The organism is Sporosarcina sp. E16_3, assembly GCF_017347125.1.
In the GTDB taxonomy this organism is placed as follows: domain Bacteria; phylum Bacillota; class Bacilli; order Bacillales_A; family Planococcaceae; genus Sporosarcina.
On the sequence record NZ_JADPRX010000006.1, the window covers coordinates 19,482 to 39,089 of the forward strand.

Consider the following 19,608-nt stretch of genomic DNA (forward strand, 5'->3'; position numbering starts at 1 on the left):
TGTCAATCCAAAAAGGTAGGGGGGGCTGTGTCGTTGAATTATGTCTGAGGAAGCCGTATTCTTTATATAAAGAACAGTTGGAATTAAATAGTAGGAAAGGGATAACCGCCTTTTTCTATATAAGGGGTAAAATTGATGAGTGGACAGAAAGATTTCAATTATCAACAGGAAATGGGCCGTCTGCGGGACCATTTTGATTTTGACTTTGTCGGGTTGGCACTTGTTCAATCGGTCGAGTTCCGGTTCGAGCTGAAATGGGTATTTACTATAGGAAATCGAAGTAACCGTTATCGAAGAATCGTTTTACAAACTGGTAAAGGTATTGTAGGTCATGTTTTTAAGACAGGCAAACCGCTCCTTGTGGAAGATGCGGAAAAAATGATTGGAAGAAAAGACCTGTATAATTATCCTATTATCGTAGCAGAAGGGTTGAAAAGTTTTGGCGCAATCGCGCTTTATGAATATAATCGAGTAAAAGGTGTGTTACTTGTAGGTTACCGTACCGAAGAGAAATTGACGCTAGAATGTTTTACGGAATTTAAACAGGTGGTTGGTCCGACGTTTGGCCAATTTTTTAATAAGGAGATGGTTGGAAATTGAAGAGTATGAGTGAATTTCAATTGACGGATCTGTTGATGAAAATGTATGGCAATTCTGCAGAGGCCATCTTCTTTTTTGACCGTACTGGAAAAGTACTCACAATGAATAGCGCTGCCGAACTCATTTTGAATGCGGAAGTACTCGATAGCATGGCGGCAGGCGATGCAGAGGCGATATGCATGTCCTGTAAAGGTTATACGAATGAACAAGAGCTTCAGACATGCATATCGTGTTATTTGAAGAGCCCAGATGAAGATTTCAGTTCGTTCCAAGTGTACTTGGACACCAAGGGCAAAGGGGTTATTCCTTATACGGCTAGTTATCAAACGATTGACGTGGAAAATGGGATCCGTGTATTCATGCTCCGTGATTTGACGAAACAATATAAAACACAGGAAATGCTCAACCAGAAAATGATTACGAAAAATATCATCAAAGCCCAGGAAGATGAGCGAAAACGGATTTCGAGGGAGTTGCACGATGGGGTGGCGCAGGAAGTGCTTAGTTCACTAGTTGAACTTCGAGTATTGAAATATATGAATGTCGATGCAGAAGTGTTAAAGAAAGTGCAGCAGACAGAAGGCTCACTCATGCGGTTATTGGACGATATCCGTCATCTATCCGTCGAACTAAGACCAGCGACACTTGATGATTTAGGGATGGAAGCTGCATTCAGAACACATTTCAAATGGATGGAAAAAAACTACGGACTTGTCGTCCATTTTACAGCGGAGCTGGACTCGAAAAGATACGAAGGTGAAATTGAAACAGTCGTTTACCGGGTTTGCCAGGAAGCGGTGTTTAATGCACTAAAATACGCAGGCACTGAGGATCTTACTGTTAGGCTATTTGAAGATGATGGGTATTTGAAGTTACATGTTATCGACGAAGGAATCGGATTTAATTTGAACGCGATTCATCCAAAAGGTACAGGTCTTGGTCTATATGGGATGAGGGAACGGGCAGAGTTGGTTGAAGGGCGAACGACTGTCCTTACTGAACCTGGAAAAGGGACGAGTGTACGATTGGAAATACCATTGTATGAAGGGGGGAAATACGCTTGAAAATTATAATTGCGGATGATCACGCGGTCGTTCGTAGCGGATTCATGCATATTTTGAACTTCCAACACGATATGGAGGTGATTGGGACCGCTGCAGATGGACTTGAGGCGTATGATCTGGTTGCAAAACTCCGTCCAGATCTTTTGCTTATGGATTTGAGCATGCCTCCGGGAGAAAGTGGACTAATTGCGACTGGGAAAGTATCAGAAGACTTTCCCGAAACGAAAATCCTTATACTGACGATGCATGATGACGAGGAGTATTTATTCCACGTTTTGAAGAATGGAGCATCTGGCTATGTGTTGAAAAATTCACCGGATGAGGAATTACTCGCCGCGATTCGTATTGTTTACGAGGGAGGGACATATATTCATCCCTCGATGACGACTTCGCTCGTTCGAGAATTCGTGAAAAAAGACACGGATAGTATTGAAACGGATCCATTTAAGATTTTATCGAAACGTGAAATTGAGGTACTACCACTAGTCGCAAAGGGATATGGCAATAAAGAAATTGCAGAGAAATTATATATCTCTGTTAAAACGGTAGAGGCACATAAATCAAAAATCATGGAAAAGCTTCAATTGAAGGGTAGACCTGAACTTGTCGAGTATGCACTTAGGAAAAAGTTTTTGAACTTTTAACATCGGGATCTCTGTACGATGACAGGGGGGTGGAAATTTGGAACACCGTTATTCAAGGCAAATATTGTTCAAACCTCTAGGCGAAATGGGACAAGGTAAGTTAAGTTCATCTCATGTAGTCATTATTGGCTGTGGAGCATTGGGTTCAGCAGTTTCGGAGACGCTTGTCCGTGCGGGAGTAAGAAAGCTGACGATTGCGGATCGGGATTATGTTGAGCCTTCCAATCTGCAAAGACAACAGCTTTTTACTGAACAAGATGCGCGGGATGGTGTACCGAAAGTGGTTGCTGCTGAAGTGCGATTAAGGATGATCCGCGAAGATATTGACATTGTAACTGTGCTAGATCATGTAGATGGTCCGCTTATGGAGCAGATTACTGAAGACGTTGATTTAATCATGGATGCGACGGATAATTTTGAAACGCGTCTGTTGATAAATGATTGCGCATGGAAAAAGAATATTCCATGGATCTATGGCGCATGTGTGGGAAGTTCGGGTACAGTTTTTCCGTTTGTGCCAGGCGAGTCAGCCTGTTTCCGCTGCTTGCTGCCGGTTTTACCGTCGGTTAATGAAACCTGCGATACGTCAGGAATTATTGCGCCTGCAGTTCAAATTACGGCGGCGCATCAAAGTGCGGAAGCGCTAAAGTGGTTAACAGGGAATAAGGATGCTATGCGCAAGAAGCTATTCCATTTTGACGTTTGGAACAATACGCATGTAGAAGCAGGTATTTCACGTCTGCGGAACGAAGTATGTGAGACATGCGGAAATGCGCCGACATATCCTGCACTGCACCGTGTAGAGGGGGCTGGATATGCGGTGCTATGCGGTCGGGATACCGTACAAATTATCCCGGGTGTAAGTCGTTTATTGACGATTGCGGATGGAGAAGCAGTCGCCAAAAGGTTGGGGGAGCCCTATAAGGTGACGCCGTTTTTCATGGAATTTCATGCGGAAGGCTATCGCTGTATTTTATTCGGCAATGGTCGTTTATTGATTCATGGATTAAAGGATCTAAAAATAGGCCGTAAATTGTACCATCAGTTTTTTGGGTGAATTGGAGGAATAGGCTTGTCGCACATCAATGAAACGGATAAAGGGGAAAAACTCATTTTTTGCGTGTTGACGACGAGTGATACGCGTACTGTATCGGATGACAAAAGTGGCTCGATAATCCGGCAAAAACTCGAATCGATGGGGCACACTGTTTTTGAATCACTGATATGTCGAGATGACAAAAGGGAAATTGAGTCAATCATCGAAGAATGGTTACGAAATAAGGCCGTTAATGCCATCATTTCAACGGGTGGGACTGGCATCGGTTTCCGTGACGTCACGATTGAAACTGTAGTGCCTTTTTTCACAAAAAGGATAGATGGATTTGGTGAATTGTTTCGATATTTGAGCTACACAGAAGATGTTGGATCGAAGGCATTATTAAGCAGAGCGGCAGCGGGTGTAATTGAAGAGAAGGCGTTTTTCGCACTTCCGGGATCTGTGAAAGCCGTTGAACTAGCGATGGACAAGTTGATTTTACCTGAAATCCATCATATTACTCATGAGCTGACAAAGCACTTGAAGGGATGAAAAACGCAAAGATGCGTTAAGCGTCTCTGCGTTGAAAATCACCGTTTTTCCCACCGGTTTTCCGAAGGAGCATTGTCGGACCGATAACAATTTCTTTACCGGCTGCTTTGCACATATCGTAAATGGTGAGTGCAGCAACGGAAGCGGCAGTAAGTGCCTCCATTTCAACGCCAGTCACGCCTTTCGTCTTCACTTCAGCTTCGATTACTACTTCATAATGGGCAGCTGATTCATCGATGTTCCATTGAAACCGAATATTGACACCTGTTAGTGGAATTGGGTGGCACATGGGAATGATGGACGATGTGCTTTTTGCTGCCATAATAGCCGCGACTTGGGCAACTGCGAATACATCGCCTTTTTTATTGGACCCTTCTGTTACTTGTGAATGAATTAGTTCATTGACGATGATGGATGACGTTGCGATTGCTGTCCGAACTGTTTCTGCTTTATGGGAAACGTCGACCATTTTCGCACGGCCCTGTTCGTTGAAATGTGTGAGCTCTGACAATGGAGTCATTCCTTTCATATCGTACATAATAATTTCAGTATAGCAGAATGGGGGGGATTGACATGGTAGAAATGAGAACGCCTATCTTGGTATCTGAGGCCGTCAGATTGGTTATGGAGCATGTCCATGTAACCGGAATGGAAACGATTCCGCTCGAACATACATATGGCAGAATTCTTGCCGAACAGATTAACGCAAAACATGATGTACCGTCTTTTGATAGATCATCCTACGATGGGTTCGCAGTTCGTGCAGAAGACACAGTGGGGGCTTCAGGAGATAACCGCATTCCGTTCACTGTAATTGGTGAAATTGGCGCGGGGCATGTAGCAGACCGCGGCGTCGGACGAGGCGAAGCGTACCGGATTATGACGGGTGCACCGATTCCAGGAAACGCTGACGCAGTTATTATGCTGGAGCAGACGACAGAAGGAAAAGGCAGCTTCACAGTACGAAAAACATTTAGCCCAGGTGAGAATATTTCTTTCAAAGGCGAAGACGCAAAAGAGGGGGAACGTCTGATTGAGGCAGGGACATTTATCCATCCAGGCACAATTGCGCTCCTTGCAACGTTTGGCTATGCGGAAGTTAACGTCGCGAAACGACCTGTTGTAGGTATTCTATCAACGGGTACGGAATTGCTAGAGGTAGCAGACGAACTTGTTCCAGGAAAGATTCGGAACTCAAACGGGCCGATGATTGCTGCGCAATTAACCCGAATGGGAATCGGCTATAAATCATACGGGGTGCAGGTAGATGATCTCGATGCATGTACGGAAATAGTTGAAAAAGCACTTTCTGAAACGGACTTGCTTATTACAACAGGCGGCGTTTCTGTCGGTGATTATGATTATTTACCCGCAATCTATGAGCGTTTAGGTGCCAAGGTTTTATTCAACAAAGTTGCGATGCGTCCGGGAAGTGTGACGACGGTCGCGGTGCTTGGCGAAAAGCTTTTGTTTGGATTATCGGGCAATCCGTCTGCCTGCTTTACCGGTTTTGAATTGTTTACAAGACCTGCAATTCTAGGCATGCAGGGCGCAATTACACCGTATATACCGCGCATGCAAGCGAAGCTTGGGGAAGATTTTACGAAGCCAAACCCTTTCACCCGCTTCATCCGAGCCTTCTGGGAAATGACGTCGGACGGGATTATTGCGGTGCCAGCAGGTTTTAATAAATCCAATGCGGTTTCTTCGATTGCACGGGGGAACTGCCTGATTGTCTTGCCAAGCGGAACGCGCGGTTACGCGGCTGGTATGAATGTCGATATGCTGTTACTTGGAGCTGAGCAAGGCGTAGGTGAATGGATATTATGAAGACGCTCCATGTCGTAGGCTATAAAAATAGCGGCAAGACGACACTTATTACGAGATGGGTTCGTTTATTGAAAAAAAGAGGTTTTTCGGTTGCTGTACTAAAGCATCATGGGCATGGGGGACAGCCAGCCATGCCGGATTCCAAAACAGATACGATGCAGTTTTTGGGTAGTGGTGCTGACGTTTCGATTGTTGCGGGCGGCGGCGCTGTTCAATTACTGTTGAATGAAGAGCCGGAATTCACTGAGCTCAAGTTACTAGCGACAATAGGTAAGCCGGATTTTTTACTCATTGAAGGGTATAAGAATGAACAAGGTGAGAAAATTGTCCTCCTTAGGGATGCGGAAGATTGGGAGTCGCTGAGCAAATTGGATAGCATTCAGCTCATCGTTGGGATTACAGAAACTCCAACTGGTATGTCACAGATAAAATCTAGATTGAATGTTGAACAGCTGGATTCGTGGCTACTTGACTGGGTTGAAAAGGAGGATGGCGATGAAACCATTTGAAATTGTTGAAACACCGATTGAACCGGGAAAATACACGGAGTATGTTCTCCATGCTGGTGCCGGCGCTGTCACTGTATTCACAGGGCATGTCCGAGAGTGGACGCAAGGAGTTCGCACACTATATCTGGCTTATGAAGCCTACGTCCCGATGGCGGAAAAGAAACTAGCACAAATTGGCGCGGAAATGGAAGGGCAATGGCCAGGCGTCAAAGTGGCAATCGCTCATCGAATCGGAGAAATGCACATTTCAGATATTGCCGTAATTATCGCGGTTTCATCACCCCACCGTAAAGCTGCATATGAGGCGAATGAATATGCCATTGAACGCATTAAGGAGATCGTGCCCATTTGGAAAAAAGAAATTTGGGAAGATGGCGAAGAATGGATCGGCGGTCAGAAAAAGTATCCTGAAAAGGGGATTGAGCAGAAGTGATCAAAGTAAGCTATTTTGCAAGGTTGCGTGAACTGACAGGTAAGTCGGACGAGACGATTGAACAACAATCGATGACTGTCCGCGAATTGCTAGAGTGGGCAGAAATGACGTATCCGGGTTTTGGAAAAGATACCGTACACGTCGCGGTAAATGAAGAATACGCCTTAAAGGAAGATGTTATCCAATCGGGTGATAGCTGTGCTTTTATCCCACCAGTGAGTGGCGGATGACAAGGACGGTTGGCATCATTTTAGCGGGTGGGTTATCGCAGCGGTTCGGTTCTCCGAAAGCGTTTGCGAAACTAGGCGAGCAGTACTTTTATGAAAGGGCAATGGATGCTTTGGTTCCATGCTGTGCCGAAGTTTTTGTGGTAACGCGGCTGGAACATATGCAGTGCTTTCCCAGTAGCGTGAACGTGATGACCGATTCAATTAGATACGCGGGGCTCGGTCCGCTTGCAGGGATCCTGTCTGTGATGGAATTCGTGGAAGCGGACCGCTATGCCGTGTTGCCGTGCGATATGCCGTTTGTAGATAGTAGGGCCATGTCGAAATTGTTGGAACACCACGACAAAGGTCTTACTGCAGTTGTTTCGGATGGGCGGTATCATCCGCTCGTTTCCATTTGGGACAGAAAATTGATGGGTGCAGTGAGAGAAGCGCTAGAAAACGACCAACTACGTGTAATGAAAATACTCGCCCAAAGTAATGCCGTTTGGGTGGATGGTAGTACTTTGACTGACGATGAAAAACGGATGTTCATGAACGTGAATACACCGGGAGCCCTGGAAAGGGGATGACGTTTTGGACGCAATCATAGATAAGCTTGGACGACCGATTCGGGATCTCCGGATATCGGTGACGGATCGCTGTAATTTTAGATGTGCCTATTGCATGCCGAAAGAAGTTTTTGGTGATGATTATGTGTTTCTGCCAAAAAACGAATTGCTGTCGTTTGAAGAGATTGAACGGTTTGCCAAGTTGTTTGCATTACTCGGCGTGAAAAAGCTCCGTTTGACGGGTGGAGAACCGCTTATGCGCCGTGAGCTTCCGAAACTGGTTGAAAAGTTGATGACGATTGAGGGAATTGAAGATATTGGTTTGACGACGAATGGTGTGTTGCTTAAACAGTACGCACAGCCGCTTTATGATGCAGGTCTCCGTCGGTTGAACATGAGCCTTGATGCGCTAGATCCGTCTATTTTCGGCAAACTGAATGGGCGGGGAATAAAACCGCAATTGATTCTATCCAATATCGACTACGCTCAAAAAATCGGCTTTACAATCAAAGTAAATATGGTTGTTCAAAAAGGCGTCAACGAGGGAGAAATCCTTCCAATGGCCGCTTATTTCAAGGAACGTGGTATTACGCTACGGTTCATCGAATTTATGGATGTCGGTAATGACAATGGATGGAGCTTTGAAAAGGTTGTTACGAAAAAAGAGATTTACGACATGATTTCTGCTGTCCACGGGATTGAACCGGCGGAAGAGGATTATTATGGTGAAGTTGCGAAGAGATACCGTTACGTGGGTAATGGGGCGCAAGTTGGGTTCATCACTTCCGTTTCAGAGTCGTTTTGCTCGACGTGTACACGGTCCAGGTTGTCGTCGGATGGCAAACTGTTTACATGTTTGTTTGCGTCAGAAGGGTTTGACCTGCGCGAATTGATCCGCAGTGGAATGACAGATGCGGAACTACTTGAAGCGATTACAGGTGTATGGCAGCGTCGCGGCGACCGCTATTCGGATGAGCGAACTGAACAGACGGCGAAAAATCGCAAGAAGATTGGTATGAGCTATATAGGTGGCTGAGGAAGGCGCTTATTTTATGGGGAATGACGTATGGGATGCGAGTGCGTTGTTTGTCTCCCTTATAAATTGAAAATTGGATTGCCTTTATTAAGGCAATCCAATTTTCATTCAACCTTCTTCTTCCACAATAACTGTGCGTCCTTTGAGTTTCAATAGCATTGGGATAAGAAGCCATGCCGCAGCAGCAATGATAAAAACGAGCGATAGCGGCTTTGTGAAGAATATGCTGAATTCACCATTTGAAATAGTCAGTGCTCGTCGCATATTATTTTCAATCATCGGACCTAATACAAGTGCCAACACTAATGGAGCTACCGGGAAATCGTTTTTTGATAATAAATAGCCGGCTACACCGCATCCAAGCAACAGATATAAATCAAAAGTTGTATATTGCACTGCGTATACTCCGAAAAATGAAATGGCCACAATGATTGGTAACAAATACTTCTTAGGCGTTTGAATGATTTTGGCAAACACTCGAACGAGTGGCATGTTCAACACTAACAGCATCAAGTTGCCAATAAACATACTCGCTATAAGTCCCCATGCGACTTCCGGATGTTCGTCAAAGAGAAGGGGACCTGGCTGGATGTTGTACATGATAAGTGCGCCCATAAGAATCGCAGTTGTACCGGAGCCGGGGATACCCAATGTTAGTAAGGGAATCATCGCACCACCGGAAGCAGCGTTATTCGCCGATTCCGGGCCCGCCACTCCAGCGATGTTACCTTTCCCAAAGCTTTCAGGATTTTTGCTGAATTTCTTTTCCGTCATATAGGAGAAGAAGGAAGCTAGTGTCGCACCAGCACCTGGAAGGACCCCGATGAAAAAACCAAGCAAGGAACCACGTACAATAGGGACGGCGCTATCTTTCATATCTTGTTTTGTCGGGAGAATACGGTTGATTTTTGCTATCGCACCGTCTTCATGGTCACGTTCTAAAACCGTCTTGAATACCTCACCGAGTGCGAACAATCCGACTGCAATTGTAAGGAACTCTAATCCGGAAAATAGAATGGGTTGATTGTATGTAAAACGGGCGATTCCCGAAACGGCATCAATACCGATTGTTCCTAACATGAGCCCAAAGACAGTCATCATTAAAGCTTTCGTCATTGATTTACCAGCTAGCCCGCTTACGGCGGCTAGACCTAACAGCATCAAGGAGAAATACTCCGCTGGTCCGAATTTGATTGCGATATTGGAAAGTGGTTCCGCTAATAGCACAAGACCGATTAGCGAAATGATGCCGGCAACAAATGAACCTATAGCCGAGATAGCCAAAGCTGCTCCGGCACGCCCTTGTCTAGCCATCTGATAACCGTCAAGTGTGGTGACAACAGAGGAAGATTCACCAGGAGTGTTCAATAAAATAGACGTTGTGGAACCCCCATACATTGCCCCGTAATAGACACCCGCGAGTAAAATGATTGAACTGGCAGCCGCTGCATCTGTTGGCATTCCTGAAGTAATCGTTGCTGTAACGGGGATGAGAAGGGCGACCCCGCTCATAGGCCCAATTCCAGGCAATACGCCGACTGCTGTCCCAATTATGACCCCAACAAATGCAAATAATAAATTATGCCATTGAAAGGCGATACCGAATCCATCGGCTAAAAAATGTAAAGTGCTCATAACTTGACTCCTTTCGTGCTAGAATACAGGGAATCCGGGCAATGATCCGCCGAGAAATTCTGCAAATAAATAATAGATACTTAGTGAAAATACGGCCGCAATAATGACAGAAGGCAATAATCGTCCACGTTCCATCGTCTGAAAAGCGATAAGTAAAAAAAGGAACGTTGAGATGACGTAGCCGACTTTTTCCAATAGAAATGCATATAAAACTGCGCTAATAAGGATAATAATGAATTTCTTATATTGCAGCTTTGATTCAGATGCTGTTTTAGTTTTGTATTTAAATGTTTCGTATAATAGACGCAAGCTTAATAGAATTAAAATAACACCAAGCCACATTGGGAAAATTTTCGGTCCAACTGTCGATCCGTAGGCACTGTCTGAAATTTTTTGACTTTCGATTACAAACAATAGACCAACTAGTAAAAAGACGATGCTACTGTATCGGTCGAACGTTTTACTCATAGTCTTTGATACCTCCCAAAAGAAAAGGCGGCTGCTGAAGCCGCCCGAATAATGTTACTTTTGCATTCCAAGTGCTGTTAGTAATTCTACAATCACTTTGTCCTGATCTTCTAAATAGGTAGTGAAATCTTCGGCATTACGGTATTCGCTTTCCCAACCATTTTTCTCTAATTCAGCTTTCCACTCATCTGTTTCTACCATCTTCTCTAGCTTTTCAGACCAGTAGTCATAGGCCGTATCAGACATTTCTTTTGGACCGAAGAGACCGCGCCAAATTGTGAATTCTGCGTCAATCCCTTCTTCTTGAAATGTAGGAACTTCCGCCAATTCACCCCCAAGACGATCCGATGAGCTAACTGCAAGGACACGGACATCTCCGGATTTCAGGTACGCGCCAATAGCAGAGGCATCCGTTGCAATAACATCGGCATTCCCTCCAAGCAATGCCGCGACAGCTTCTCCGCCGCCGTCATACGATACATATTTTACTGTTTTCGGGTCAATACCGTATTTGAATGCAGGTAAGACGCCGACAAGATGGTCCATCGATCCTGGAGCAGAACCGCCGGCAAGTGTCACCGATTTAGGATCTTTCTTGATTGTTTCCAGCACATCTTTCAATGTTTTGAAATCTGAATCCGCTTTGACAACAATTGCTCCGTAGTCACGCGTTAGTTGTGCTAAAGGTTTAGTATCTTTAAAGCCGTAAGGACTGTTTCCTTCCGCCTTATTGTTGTTGATTAAGATTGGCGGAGATTTAACAAGAAGGGCGTAATCATTTTTTACTTCTTTTGTTGCAAACTCTGCCATGTAAACAGCACCGCCACCACCAGGCTTGTTTTCAACTACAATCGATTTATCAATTAGCTTCGTATCGCTCATCGTTTTTACAATTGCTCTAGCGGTCAAATCCCATCCGCCACCTGCCCCGGAAGGAGCAACGATTGTTATGTTTTTCTCGGGATATTTCGATGATGCGCTTTCAGCGTCGTTTGCAGAACATGCTGCAAGGCTTAGCGCTAACATACTTGCTAGGGTAACCGTCGTAAGTTTCTTCCACATTTTCTTATAATCCCCCTTATAATAAAAAGATGACAGCGTTTTCATCCGCTGTCATCAATCTATCAGAATCTTGATAAAATTAAGAGTTATCGTTTATAAGTTCGATAATGAAGTTAAACGTCATTTTGTTCATATTGTTCACCGTTCTTTGATGAAATACCTTCTTTCCGGACGGCCGACAGAACCATATAGAAGTTCTGTAAATGCACGTTTTTCTGACACAAGGTATTCTAGATAACGTCTTGCGGTCGAACGACTTACGCCAATTTCCAATCCAAGTGTTTCGGCAGTAATGCCGCCTTCTATACTTTTAATATGGCTGACTACCTTCTCCTTGGTCATTGGGTCAATCCCTTTTGGCGGGATTGAATCAGGGGCTGATGTAGTTGATGGTGTTTTATTCCAAAGGGATTTGATGGTGTCTTCTTGCATAAGCCCTTCCCCGGAAAGCGTTTCTCTTTTATCCTTATAAGAGAGGAGGCTATCCCTAAATCGATCGAATGTGAGCGGTTTTAAGATGTAGTCGATAACTCCGTGGCGGAATGCTCTTTTTACAATATCAATTTCTGACGCGGCGGTTATGAAAATAATATCTGTTTCCGGACTATTTTCATGAATGAACCCCATTAGATCCGTGCCGTGCGCGTCAGGTAAATAGACATCGAGCAATACGAGGTCTGGCAACAATGCTGAAATCCAATCTTTCGCTTCATCACTGGTATGCGCGAAACCCACGACAGTGAAGCCATCTATTTTCTCGATGAACCGTTTGTGGATGTCAGCAATTCGCAAATCATCTTCAATAATTAAGACTTCAATCAGATCTGTCATATGAAAAACCTCCTTTCGGGATAGAAATGATGAACAGTGCACCGCCTAAATCTCCTTTTTCCAGCGTAATGGAACCTCCGAGATCATTCACGTTTTCCGCAACTTTCATGAGTCCATATCCATGGTCCCCTTGTTCTTTTGTTGATACCTTTTCTTGGAATAGAACATCCAGTACTTCATCAGCTATCCCAAGTCCCGAATCTTCTATTTCGATTAAAATTTCTTGTCCGTTATCCAAAATGAAGATACGAACCATTCGCTGTTCTTCGGGATAGGACTCAACAGCTTCAAAAGCATTTGTTACTAGATTTCCTATGATAGAAACGAAGTGATTTTTTTCCAAGTGTTTCGGAAGTGTCTGCAAGAAACTATCTTCATCAAGAAGGAACCGGACTTTCAATTCTTTCGCACGGTTGAAGAAACCGATGACAATCCCTCCGAGAAACGGGTCTTGCAATCGCTTTGTTACGAACTGGATGAGTGATTGATGTTCAGCTGTCTCGTCATGAATAAGGCTTAGTGCTTCGTCGTATGAATTAAGCTGAATAAGACCTGAAATGGTGTACAAAAAATTAGTGTATTCATGGGTTTGTGCTCGAAGTGCTTCGGTATACCGTTTGACTTGCGATAATTCCATTGCCAGTTGGTCAATATCTGATTGTAGTCGGAAAGTTGAAACTGCACCGACGATCTGCTCGCCGACACGAATCGGAATACGGTTTACAATTACCTTTTTCCCGTGAATCTCCATCGGTCGATCGAGATGCCTTTCTCCAGTTTCAAGTACCTTTGGAAGGAGGGTGTTCGGAAGTACTTCCTGAATTGTCCGTCCGATTAGTTCAGTCTGCCCTGGCAGGGAAAGTGTTTCATATGCGGCCATATTCACCGTCGTAATGATGCCTTTGGCGTCGACCATAATGATTCCTTCGCGTACAGACTCGATAAGTGCATTTCGTTCGGTGAATAAATTCGCTATTTCTGCAGGCTCTAAGTTGAACAGTTCCTTTTTAATGTTGTGGGCTAGAACGCTTGAACCAATAACACCCAGGATAATTGCGATAAGCACGATGTAGGAAATGTTATCGACATACTGAAAAAAGATAGAGGAAATATCCTCTTTTAAAAAACCGACGGAAACGATACCGATTATTTCACCGTACTCGTTAAATACGGGTGTTTTTCCGCGTAAAGCGGCCCCAAGTGTCCCGGTTGCCTCGGAAATATAGGATTCCCCTAGTAGGAGCGCACGTTCATTATCATCGCCAACCATTTTTTGGCCAATCCGTTCAGCAACAGGATGCGCATACCGGATACCTTCACTGTTTCCGATAACGACATATTCAGCTCCTGTTTTAAGTCGCACTGCTTCGGCAATCGGCTGCAATGCTTCCGATGGATTAACCTGTCCAAATCCTGCACGGACATCGGGACGATCCGCCGTCGTCCTGGCTATACTTAGTGCGCGGTCTCCGATCTGCTGCTCAATGCCTTGTGACATCGTGAAGTAGAAGGAAATGCCGATAATAATTGCCACTAGGGAAACAAAGAGGGCGCCATATGAGAATATGCGTGACTGTAAGGAAACGGGTTTCATCGAGATCATCTCTCTATCTTTAAGGAATCTAGATGCAGCAAAACCACTAGTGACCTGCTTGAAGTTTGCCACAGGTCAAATGCTACTCTTTATATGCTACACTATTGTCAATTGTGGGAATAGGGGGATTCGAATGAAACCAAGAATTTTCATTACAAGAAAGCTAGAGGAGGAAGCGGTCGCGCCGCTCAGAGAGAAATTTGATGTACGGATGTGGGAGGAGGAAGGTGTAGCAGTTCCGCGCGCTATTTTATTAACAGAAGTGGCAGAAGCAGATGCACTATGGTCGGTTTTGGCGGATAGCATCAATAGCGAGGTTTTTGAAGCAGGAACAAAGCTTAAAATCGTTGCCAATATGGCGGTTGGTTATAATAATATTGACCTAGTAGCGGCAAAGGTACATGACGTAATCGTGACGAATACGCCAGGTGTTTTGACGGAAACTACGGCGGATCTTGCTTTCGCTTTGCTTCTTGCAACAGCACGCAAACTAATCTCAGCAGAAAATGAAATTAGAAAAGGCAATTGGAATTCGTGGGCTCCGATGAAATTTACGGGAATGGATGTTGCCGGTGCAACACTAGGAATCATTGGTATGGGAAGGATTGGCGAAGCAGTTGCGCGTCGGGCAAAAGGCTTTGATATGACAGTTCTTTATCATAATCGCAGTCGTAAACTGGATGCGGAAGCCGAGAACGGTTTTGAATTCAGAGAGTTGGATGCACTGCTGAAAGAGGCGGATTTCGTTATTATCTTAGCACCGTTTACACCTGAGACCGCTGGAATGATTGGTGCGCGGGAACTCGGCCTTATGAAAAATACGGGCGTTCTCATAAACGTTGCTCGTGGTGGAATTGTTGATGAGGCGGCCCTTTACGAAGCATTGAAAAACGATACGATTTGGGCGGCGGGGCTTGACGTGTTTGAAACAGAACCCGTTTCACTCGATCATCCGCTTCTTACACTTCCGAATGTGACGGTACTACCACATATCGGCAGTGCCAGCATTAAAACACGACTTGCGATGATGAATTTGAACGCGCAGGCAATTACGGATGTCCTTGAAGGGCGCGACCCAGAAAATCGTGTCATTTAAAAGGATTCGAATGAAATATTGTCGAATTAACCATACATCTAGTTCAATTTAAGGAGGAATAAACGTCATGAAAGGTGCAATCACACCATACTTAACGTTTTACGGAGAAGGAAATGAAGCGGCTGAATTTTATACAAACTTATTAGGACTTGAGAGAATCAGAATGCAGAAATATGCAGACGCTGATTTGCCACATCCACCCGAAGCAGCTGATTATCTTCTTCATTGCCACTTGAAAAAAGGTGATTTTCAGATTATGCTTGCCGATTCTGTGGACAAGCCAGCTGAAAATAACAAACTAGGTGTTACCCTTCTTATCGACTGTGAAAGTGAGGAAGAGGCGAAGCGATTATACGACGGCCTACGCGAAGAAGGCAAGGTACTAATGGAATTGCAAGATATGTTCTGGGGTGCTAAGTATGGGAAAGTGAAAGACAAGTTTGGTTTTACATGGGATTTGAACTTTGAGGAAAAAAGCTAAGTATAGGATGAAAAAACGAGAAATCTATCCCGTCTAAGGTGATAAATTTCTCGTTTTTCTATAAATAAATGCCTAATTATGTCGACTTACAGCCTCTTACGGTTTCTGAATTTGCCATGATTATTTAGCGGATCGCAAAACAGTTACTCAGAGTGGTTTGTAAATAAATTAAATACACCCAGTGCATCAAGGAAGACAATAATAATTGCAATAGGGGCTAAATATTTTAACAAATAGTACCAAACAGTAAAGAAAAGGTTGCCGATTTTCGAACCTTGCTTCATCTCATCAAATAAATCTGTTTTAGATATCTTTAATGGGATGAAAATAGAAATTAATAATGCGCCAAGTGGCAGCAATACATTACTTACTGCAAAATCGACTAAATCAAATACCGTTTTATCGAAAAACTTTACATCAGCCATTACTCCATATGATAAACAAGATGGAATTCCAACGATGAAAATCGCAATTCCGATTATCCAAGTGAACTTTTTCCGTTTTGAAGGATCATTTTTCGTCATAGTTGCAACGATAATTTCAATCATTGAGAATGCGGAGGTTAAAGCCGCGAATAGGAATAAAAGCAAAAATGCAATGAAGAAGTACATACCAAAGGGCATTTGATTGAATACAGCTGGTAATACTGAAAAGATTAATGTCGGTCCTGCGTCTGGTTCAAGCCCAAATGAAAACACGCCTGGGAAAATCGCTAGCCCAGCTAACAGAACGATGACAATATTCATAGCAATGATTGACATCGCTGAGCCCGGTAGATTTTGCGTTTTAGGAAGATAAGAAGCGTACGTAACCATGACGGAAGCTCCTAATGTCAATGTGAAAAACGCTTGTCCCAGGGCAAATAAAATTGTTTCGGATGTCAGTTTAGTAAAATCAGGTACGAGTAGAAACTTTACACCCTCCATTGCCCCATCCAAGCTAAGAGAACGGATGACGATGATGACAAACAAAATAAAAAGGGCGGGCATCATAATCTTACTTGCCTTCTCAATTCCCTTTTGAACACCTTGGGCTACAACAATAATTGTCAGCACCAAAAAGAGTAATTGACCTGTTAAAGTAGAGTACGGGTTCGAAATAATTTCTCCGAATAGTGGCCCGAACTGATCTTGCGAAAGTCCTGCAAGGCCCCCGGTCATAGCTTTAACTAAGTAGAGGATAATCCATCCTCCAACAACACTGTAAAATGACAAAACGAGAAAACTCGTAACAACACCAATAATCCCTGTTATATGCCAACCTGAATTGGGTGCAATCTTTTTATAGGTCGTAATAGCGTCACTTTGGCTTTTTCGCCCGAGAATGAATTCTCCGATTAGCAGAGGGAATCCAAGTAATAGTGTGAATAACAAGAAGATAAGTAAGAAGGCACCACCACCGCCAGTTCCGGCTACATAAGGGAATTTCCAAATGGCCCCTAACCCAATTGCTGAACCGGCAGCTGCTAACACAAACCCGATTTTTGATTTCCAATGTTCTTGTTGAGGCATATGGTCAATCCTTTCGATGAAACGAATATGTACTTATTAATAAAATAGAGGGTAGTTGTATAATGGTAGCGTATTTCACGGGGACTGTCACTAAAACAACAAATTTCCGAGCATTGAATGTATACGTCCTAAAGAACAAAAAAAGCTTCCCACATAGAAAACATAATGTGGGAAGCTTTTCGACATCAATTGAATAGATTTATGGTCGTAATAATGATTGGCATTGCAAACACGTCAATAAGGAACGCACCGACAATCGGTACGACTAGGTATGCTTTTGTCGAAGGACCGTACCTTGCTGTGACAGCTGCCATATTTGCCATTGCATTAGGTGTAGCTCCGAGACCATGCCCTGTAAAACCGGCTACCATTATAGCTGCGTCATAGTCTTTACCGAGTAGACGGAACAAGACGAAAATCCCGAAAAGGACGATGAAGACAACTTGGACAAAGACAATAACAAGTAGTGGAAGAGCCAAATTGGCAACTTCCCACAGTTTGATGCTCATTAATGCCATTGAGAGGAAGATTCCTAGTGTAACGTCGCTGATCAAGCCAATGCTCTTCATATCGATTGCTGTTGGATTGATTTTGTCGACGATATTCCGAGCAAGAACGGCAACAAACATGGCGCCTACATAGCCTGGTAGAACGAATCCTGTTGCAGTTGAAAACAATTCGCCCAAATACGTACCAAGCGCCATACAAAGTGTGATAAGGAAAATTTGCGTAAAAAATGAATCTGTTTGAATCGGCTTTTCTATCTCTGCAATAGGGCTACCAATCCCAATCTCCGTTTCAGTAGGCTTGAGATTGTGTTTGGTAATGAGATATTTAACGGTGGGACCACCAATAAGACCGCCTGCAACAAGTCCAAATGTAGCCGCTGCAACTCCGATTGAAAGGGCTGAGTTTATACCCATGTCTTCAAGTGTTTGGCCGAATGCAGTGGCGGCTCCGTGTCCGCCCTCCATTGAAACTGCCCCAGCCATCATCCCGATAAGTGGGTGTAAGTCGAATAAATAAGCCATCGAGACTCCAATTGTGTTTTGTGCAAGCGCTAAAAATCCACATGCCAGCCAGTAGATGACAAGAACCTTCCCGCCAAGTTTAATAAGTTTAAAGCTTGCTCCTAAACCGATTGTCGTAAAGAATGTAAGCATGAATAAACTTTGTAGGGATGTATCAAGTGTGATTTCTAGCCATCCGAGAGATTTGAGAATGGTCGCTAAAGTGGCGAATAATAATCCACCAACAACGGGAGCAGGTATACAGAACTTTCGTAAAAAACCAACCTTTTTAATTAAAACCATTCCGAAGGTTAGTAATGCGATGGCAAGGAAAATTGTGGAGACTTGATTAAGAACTAGCGTCATGAATTTTCCCTCCTAAAAAAGTTGTAATAGCTTCATTTATTAAGTATGCTCCAATTTTTACTGTTCGATTATTTTCATCCAAAAGAGGATTTACTTCCGAAATGTCAAACGACAGTGTTTTTTTGTGAGAGGTGACTGTTCGAATAATTGAACGGACAACGGAAGGATCTAATCCAAATGGTGAAGGGGCACTGACACCTGGCGCGAAGGCGGCATTCAGTACATCCGTGCATAAGGTAAGAAAAATAAAGTCATGTTGGTTAATAAATTGTTCAAGAGCTACCGTTAATTTGTTTATATTTCCGATATGCATATTCTCTTCGTATTCATATTTGACGCCGAGCCTATCGGCTGTATCAAACAGTTCTTGCGTGTTACCGTATCGCTGAATTCCGACGACGAAGTAGCTGCTCTTTTTATCATGCTCAAGTATTTGTTTGAACATCGTGCCGGATGACGGTTGTTCGTCGTATGAGCGTAAGTCGAAGTGGGCATCTATGTTAATAATCCCAAGAGAAGCGTCTTCTCCGATTGATTTTCGGATTCCAAGATAATGACCGTAAGCGGTTTCATGACCGCCACCAAGAATGATTGGTGTCATTTTTTGCTCTAGTGCTTTTGCAATTGTGTCGCCCAGTTGTTGTTGGGCTTTTTCTAGGTCAGTACCCATGTATTGAATATTTCCAACATCGACAAGACGTTTACTTTCCGGGGATTTCCACGGCAGTTTGGCTAGTTCACTACGCAATGCATCTGGCGCTTGTGCTGCGCCAAGTTGTCCTTTGTTGCGGCGGACCCCTTCCTCGCTTTCAAAACCGATAATTGCACATGTATCGGGTGATGATGAAAAATCTTCCACACCGATAACTTCAACGACTTGGTGATAGCGAAAACTCGTTCTATTTTCAATGTGATCTGTACGTCCTGACCATATATGAGTATCTACTTTAGTAAGCAATTGTTTCACCCTTTCCGAACTTTCTGATACAGCGTTATTCGTTTATTATAAAGTATTTGATTTATAACTTCTAATATGTAATTACTATATATTTATATCCAAAAACTATAACTC

Annotated in this window: 22 protein-coding genes; 13 read left to right on the forward strand and 9 right to left on the reverse strand. The window is 43.7% G+C overall.

The window, feature by feature from the left end; translation table 11 throughout:
- Positions 1 to 135: 135 nt before the first annotated feature.
- From I2483_RS06080 to I2483_RS06100, 5 genes are read left to right on the forward strand one after another with little or no spacing between them, the layout of a single operon-like run.
- Positions 136 to 600: a GAF domain-containing protein gene (locus I2483_RS06080; protein WP_207174463.1), complete on the forward strand. Its 465-nt coding sequence runs from the start codon at positions 136 to 138 to the stop codon at positions 598 to 600.
- On the forward strand, positions 597 to 1,664 hold the full coding sequence (locus tag I2483_RS06085; protein ID WP_370569573.1) for a sensor histidine kinase: 1,068 nt from the start codon (positions 597 to 599) through the stop codon (positions 1,662 to 1,664). The genes I2483_RS06080 and I2483_RS06085 overlap by 4 nt, the downstream gene beginning before the upstream one ends.
- Positions 1,661 to 2,308 carry a response regulator gene (locus tag I2483_RS06090; protein ID WP_207174465.1) on the forward strand — a complete coding sequence of 216 codons (648 nt, stop codon included), beginning with the start codon at positions 1,661 to 1,663 and terminating at the stop codon, positions 2,306 to 2,308. Before I2483_RS06085 ends, I2483_RS06090 begins: the two co-directional genes overlap by 4 nt.
- A gap of 37 nt (positions 2,309 to 2,345) precedes the next feature.
- Positions 2,346 to 3,365: a ThiF family adenylyltransferase gene (locus I2483_RS06095; protein WP_207174467.1), complete on the forward strand. Its 1,020-nt coding sequence runs from the start codon at positions 2,346 to 2,348 to the stop codon at positions 3,363 to 3,365.
- A 15-nt stretch (positions 3,366 to 3,380) separates the two neighbouring features.
- A complete protein-coding gene (locus tag I2483_RS06100) occupies positions 3,381 to 3,896 on the forward strand; it encodes a MogA/MoaB family molybdenum cofactor biosynthesis protein (protein WP_207174469.1) in 516 nt (171 codons plus the stop codon).
- A 16-nt stretch (positions 3,897 to 3,912) separates the two neighbouring features.
- Here the strand turns inward: I2483_RS06100 and moaC are convergent, their stop codons facing one another.
- A complete protein-coding gene (gene moaC / locus I2483_RS06105) occupies positions 3,913 to 4,407 on the reverse strand; it encodes a cyclic pyranopterin monophosphate synthase MoaC (protein ID WP_207174471.1) in 495 nt (164 codons plus the stop codon).
- A gap of 62 nt (positions 4,408 to 4,469) precedes the next feature.
- On the opposite strand from moaC, the gene I2483_RS06110 reads away from it, so the two are divergent.
- From I2483_RS06110 to moaA, 6 genes are read left to right on the forward strand one after another with little or no spacing between them, the layout of a single operon-like run.
- Positions 4,470 to 5,726 carry a molybdopterin molybdotransferase MoeA gene (locus I2483_RS06110; RefSeq protein ID WP_207174473.1) on the forward strand — a complete coding sequence of 419 codons (1,257 nt, stop codon included), beginning with the start codon at positions 4,470 to 4,472 and terminating at the stop codon, positions 5,724 to 5,726.
- Positions 5,714 to 6,235 carry a molybdopterin-guanine dinucleotide biosynthesis protein B gene (gene mobB / locus I2483_RS06115; protein ID WP_207174476.1) on the forward strand — a complete coding sequence of 174 codons (522 nt, stop codon included), beginning with the start codon at positions 5,714 to 5,716 and terminating at the stop codon, positions 6,233 to 6,235. Before I2483_RS06110 ends, mobB begins: the two co-directional genes overlap by 13 nt.
- Entirely contained in the window at positions 6,222 to 6,668 is a 447-nt protein-coding gene (locus I2483_RS06120; RefSeq protein ID WP_207174478.1) for a molybdenum cofactor biosynthesis protein MoaE, read from the forward strand. The genes mobB and I2483_RS06120 overlap by 14 nt, the downstream gene beginning before the upstream one ends.
- The gene (gene moaD / locus I2483_RS06125; protein ID WP_207174481.1) at positions 6,665 to 6,898 is read left to right on the forward strand and encodes a molybdopterin converting factor subunit 1; all 234 of its coding nucleotides are present in this window, start codon (positions 6,665 to 6,667) and stop codon (positions 6,896 to 6,898) included. The genes I2483_RS06120 and moaD overlap by 4 nt, the downstream gene beginning before the upstream one ends.
- On the forward strand, positions 6,895 to 7,467 hold the full coding sequence (gene mobA / locus I2483_RS06130) for a molybdenum cofactor guanylyltransferase (RefSeq protein WP_207174483.1): 573 nt from the start codon (positions 6,895 to 6,897) through the stop codon (positions 7,465 to 7,467). Before moaD ends, mobA begins: the two co-directional genes overlap by 4 nt.
- 4 nt (positions 7,468 to 7,471) lie before the next feature.
- Complete coding sequence (gene moaA / locus I2483_RS06135) at positions 7,472 to 8,482, forward strand: GTP 3',8-cyclase MoaA (protein ID WP_207174485.1); 1,011 nt, start codon at positions 7,472 to 7,474, stop codon at positions 8,480 to 8,482.
- A gap of 108 nt (positions 8,483 to 8,590) precedes the next feature.
- Here moaA and I2483_RS06140 read toward each other — a convergent pair whose 3' ends face one another.
- The 5 genes from I2483_RS06140 to I2483_RS06160 all read right to left on the reverse strand — a co-directional run bounded on the left by I2483_RS06140 (position 8,591) and on the right by I2483_RS06160 (position 14,081).
- Entirely contained in the window at positions 8,591 to 10,117 is a 1,527-nt protein-coding gene (locus I2483_RS06140; RefSeq protein WP_207174487.1) for a tripartite tricarboxylate transporter permease, read from the reverse strand.
- 18 nt (positions 10,118 to 10,135) lie between these two features.
- Positions 10,136 to 10,585, reverse strand: coding sequence for a tripartite tricarboxylate transporter TctB family protein (locus I2483_RS06145; protein ID WP_207174489.1), 450 nt, complete (start codon positions 10,583 to 10,585; stop codon positions 10,136 to 10,138).
- 54 nt (positions 10,586 to 10,639) lie between these two features.
- Positions 10,640 to 11,647 (reverse strand): Bug family tripartite tricarboxylate transporter substrate binding protein, encoded by a 1,008-nt coding sequence (locus tag I2483_RS06150; protein WP_207174491.1) that lies wholly within the window; start codon positions 11,645 to 11,647, stop codon positions 10,640 to 10,642.
- A gap of 138 nt (positions 11,648 to 11,785) precedes the next feature.
- Positions 11,786 to 12,478 carry a response regulator gene (locus I2483_RS06155; RefSeq protein WP_207174493.1) on the reverse strand — a complete coding sequence of 231 codons (693 nt, stop codon included), beginning with the start codon at positions 12,476 to 12,478 and terminating at the stop codon, positions 11,786 to 11,788.
- A complete protein-coding gene (locus I2483_RS06160; protein ID WP_481886318.1) occupies positions 12,462 to 14,081 on the reverse strand; it encodes an ATP-binding protein in 1,620 nt (539 codons plus the stop codon). Before I2483_RS06160 ends, I2483_RS06155 begins: the two co-directional genes overlap by 17 nt.
- A gap of 124 nt (positions 14,082 to 14,205) precedes the next feature.
- Here I2483_RS06160 and I2483_RS06165 point away from each other — a divergent pair, with 124 nt between their 5' ends.
- On the forward strand, positions 14,206 to 15,168 hold the full coding sequence (locus I2483_RS06165) for a 2-hydroxyacid dehydrogenase (RefSeq protein WP_207174495.1): 963 nt from the start codon (positions 14,206 to 14,208) through the stop codon (positions 15,166 to 15,168).
- Between the two features lie 67 nt (positions 15,169 to 15,235).
- A complete protein-coding gene (locus tag I2483_RS06170) occupies positions 15,236 to 15,649 on the forward strand; it encodes a VOC family protein (protein WP_207174497.1) in 414 nt (137 codons plus the stop codon).
- 143 nt (positions 15,650 to 15,792) lie between these two features.
- Here I2483_RS06170 and I2483_RS06175 read toward each other — a convergent pair whose 3' ends face one another.
- The 3 genes from I2483_RS06175 to hutG form a co-directional block, all read right to left on the reverse strand.
- Positions 15,793 to 17,160: a sodium-dependent transporter gene (locus I2483_RS06175; protein WP_207174499.1), complete on the reverse strand. Its 1,368-nt coding sequence runs from the start codon at positions 17,158 to 17,160 to the stop codon at positions 15,793 to 15,795.
- A gap of 185 nt (positions 17,161 to 17,345) precedes the next feature.
- Positions 17,346 to 18,536: a sodium/glutamate symporter gene (gene gltS / locus I2483_RS06180; RefSeq protein ID WP_207174501.1), complete on the reverse strand. Its 1,191-nt coding sequence runs from the start codon at positions 18,534 to 18,536 to the stop codon at positions 17,346 to 17,348.
- The gene (gene hutG, locus I2483_RS06185) at positions 18,520 to 19,494 is read right to left on the reverse strand and encodes a formimidoylglutamase (protein ID WP_218624876.1); all 975 of its coding nucleotides are present in this window, start codon (positions 19,492 to 19,494) and stop codon (positions 18,520 to 18,522) included. The genes gltS and hutG overlap by 17 nt, the downstream gene beginning before the upstream one ends.
- Positions 19,495 to 19,608: the final 114 nt, after the last annotated feature.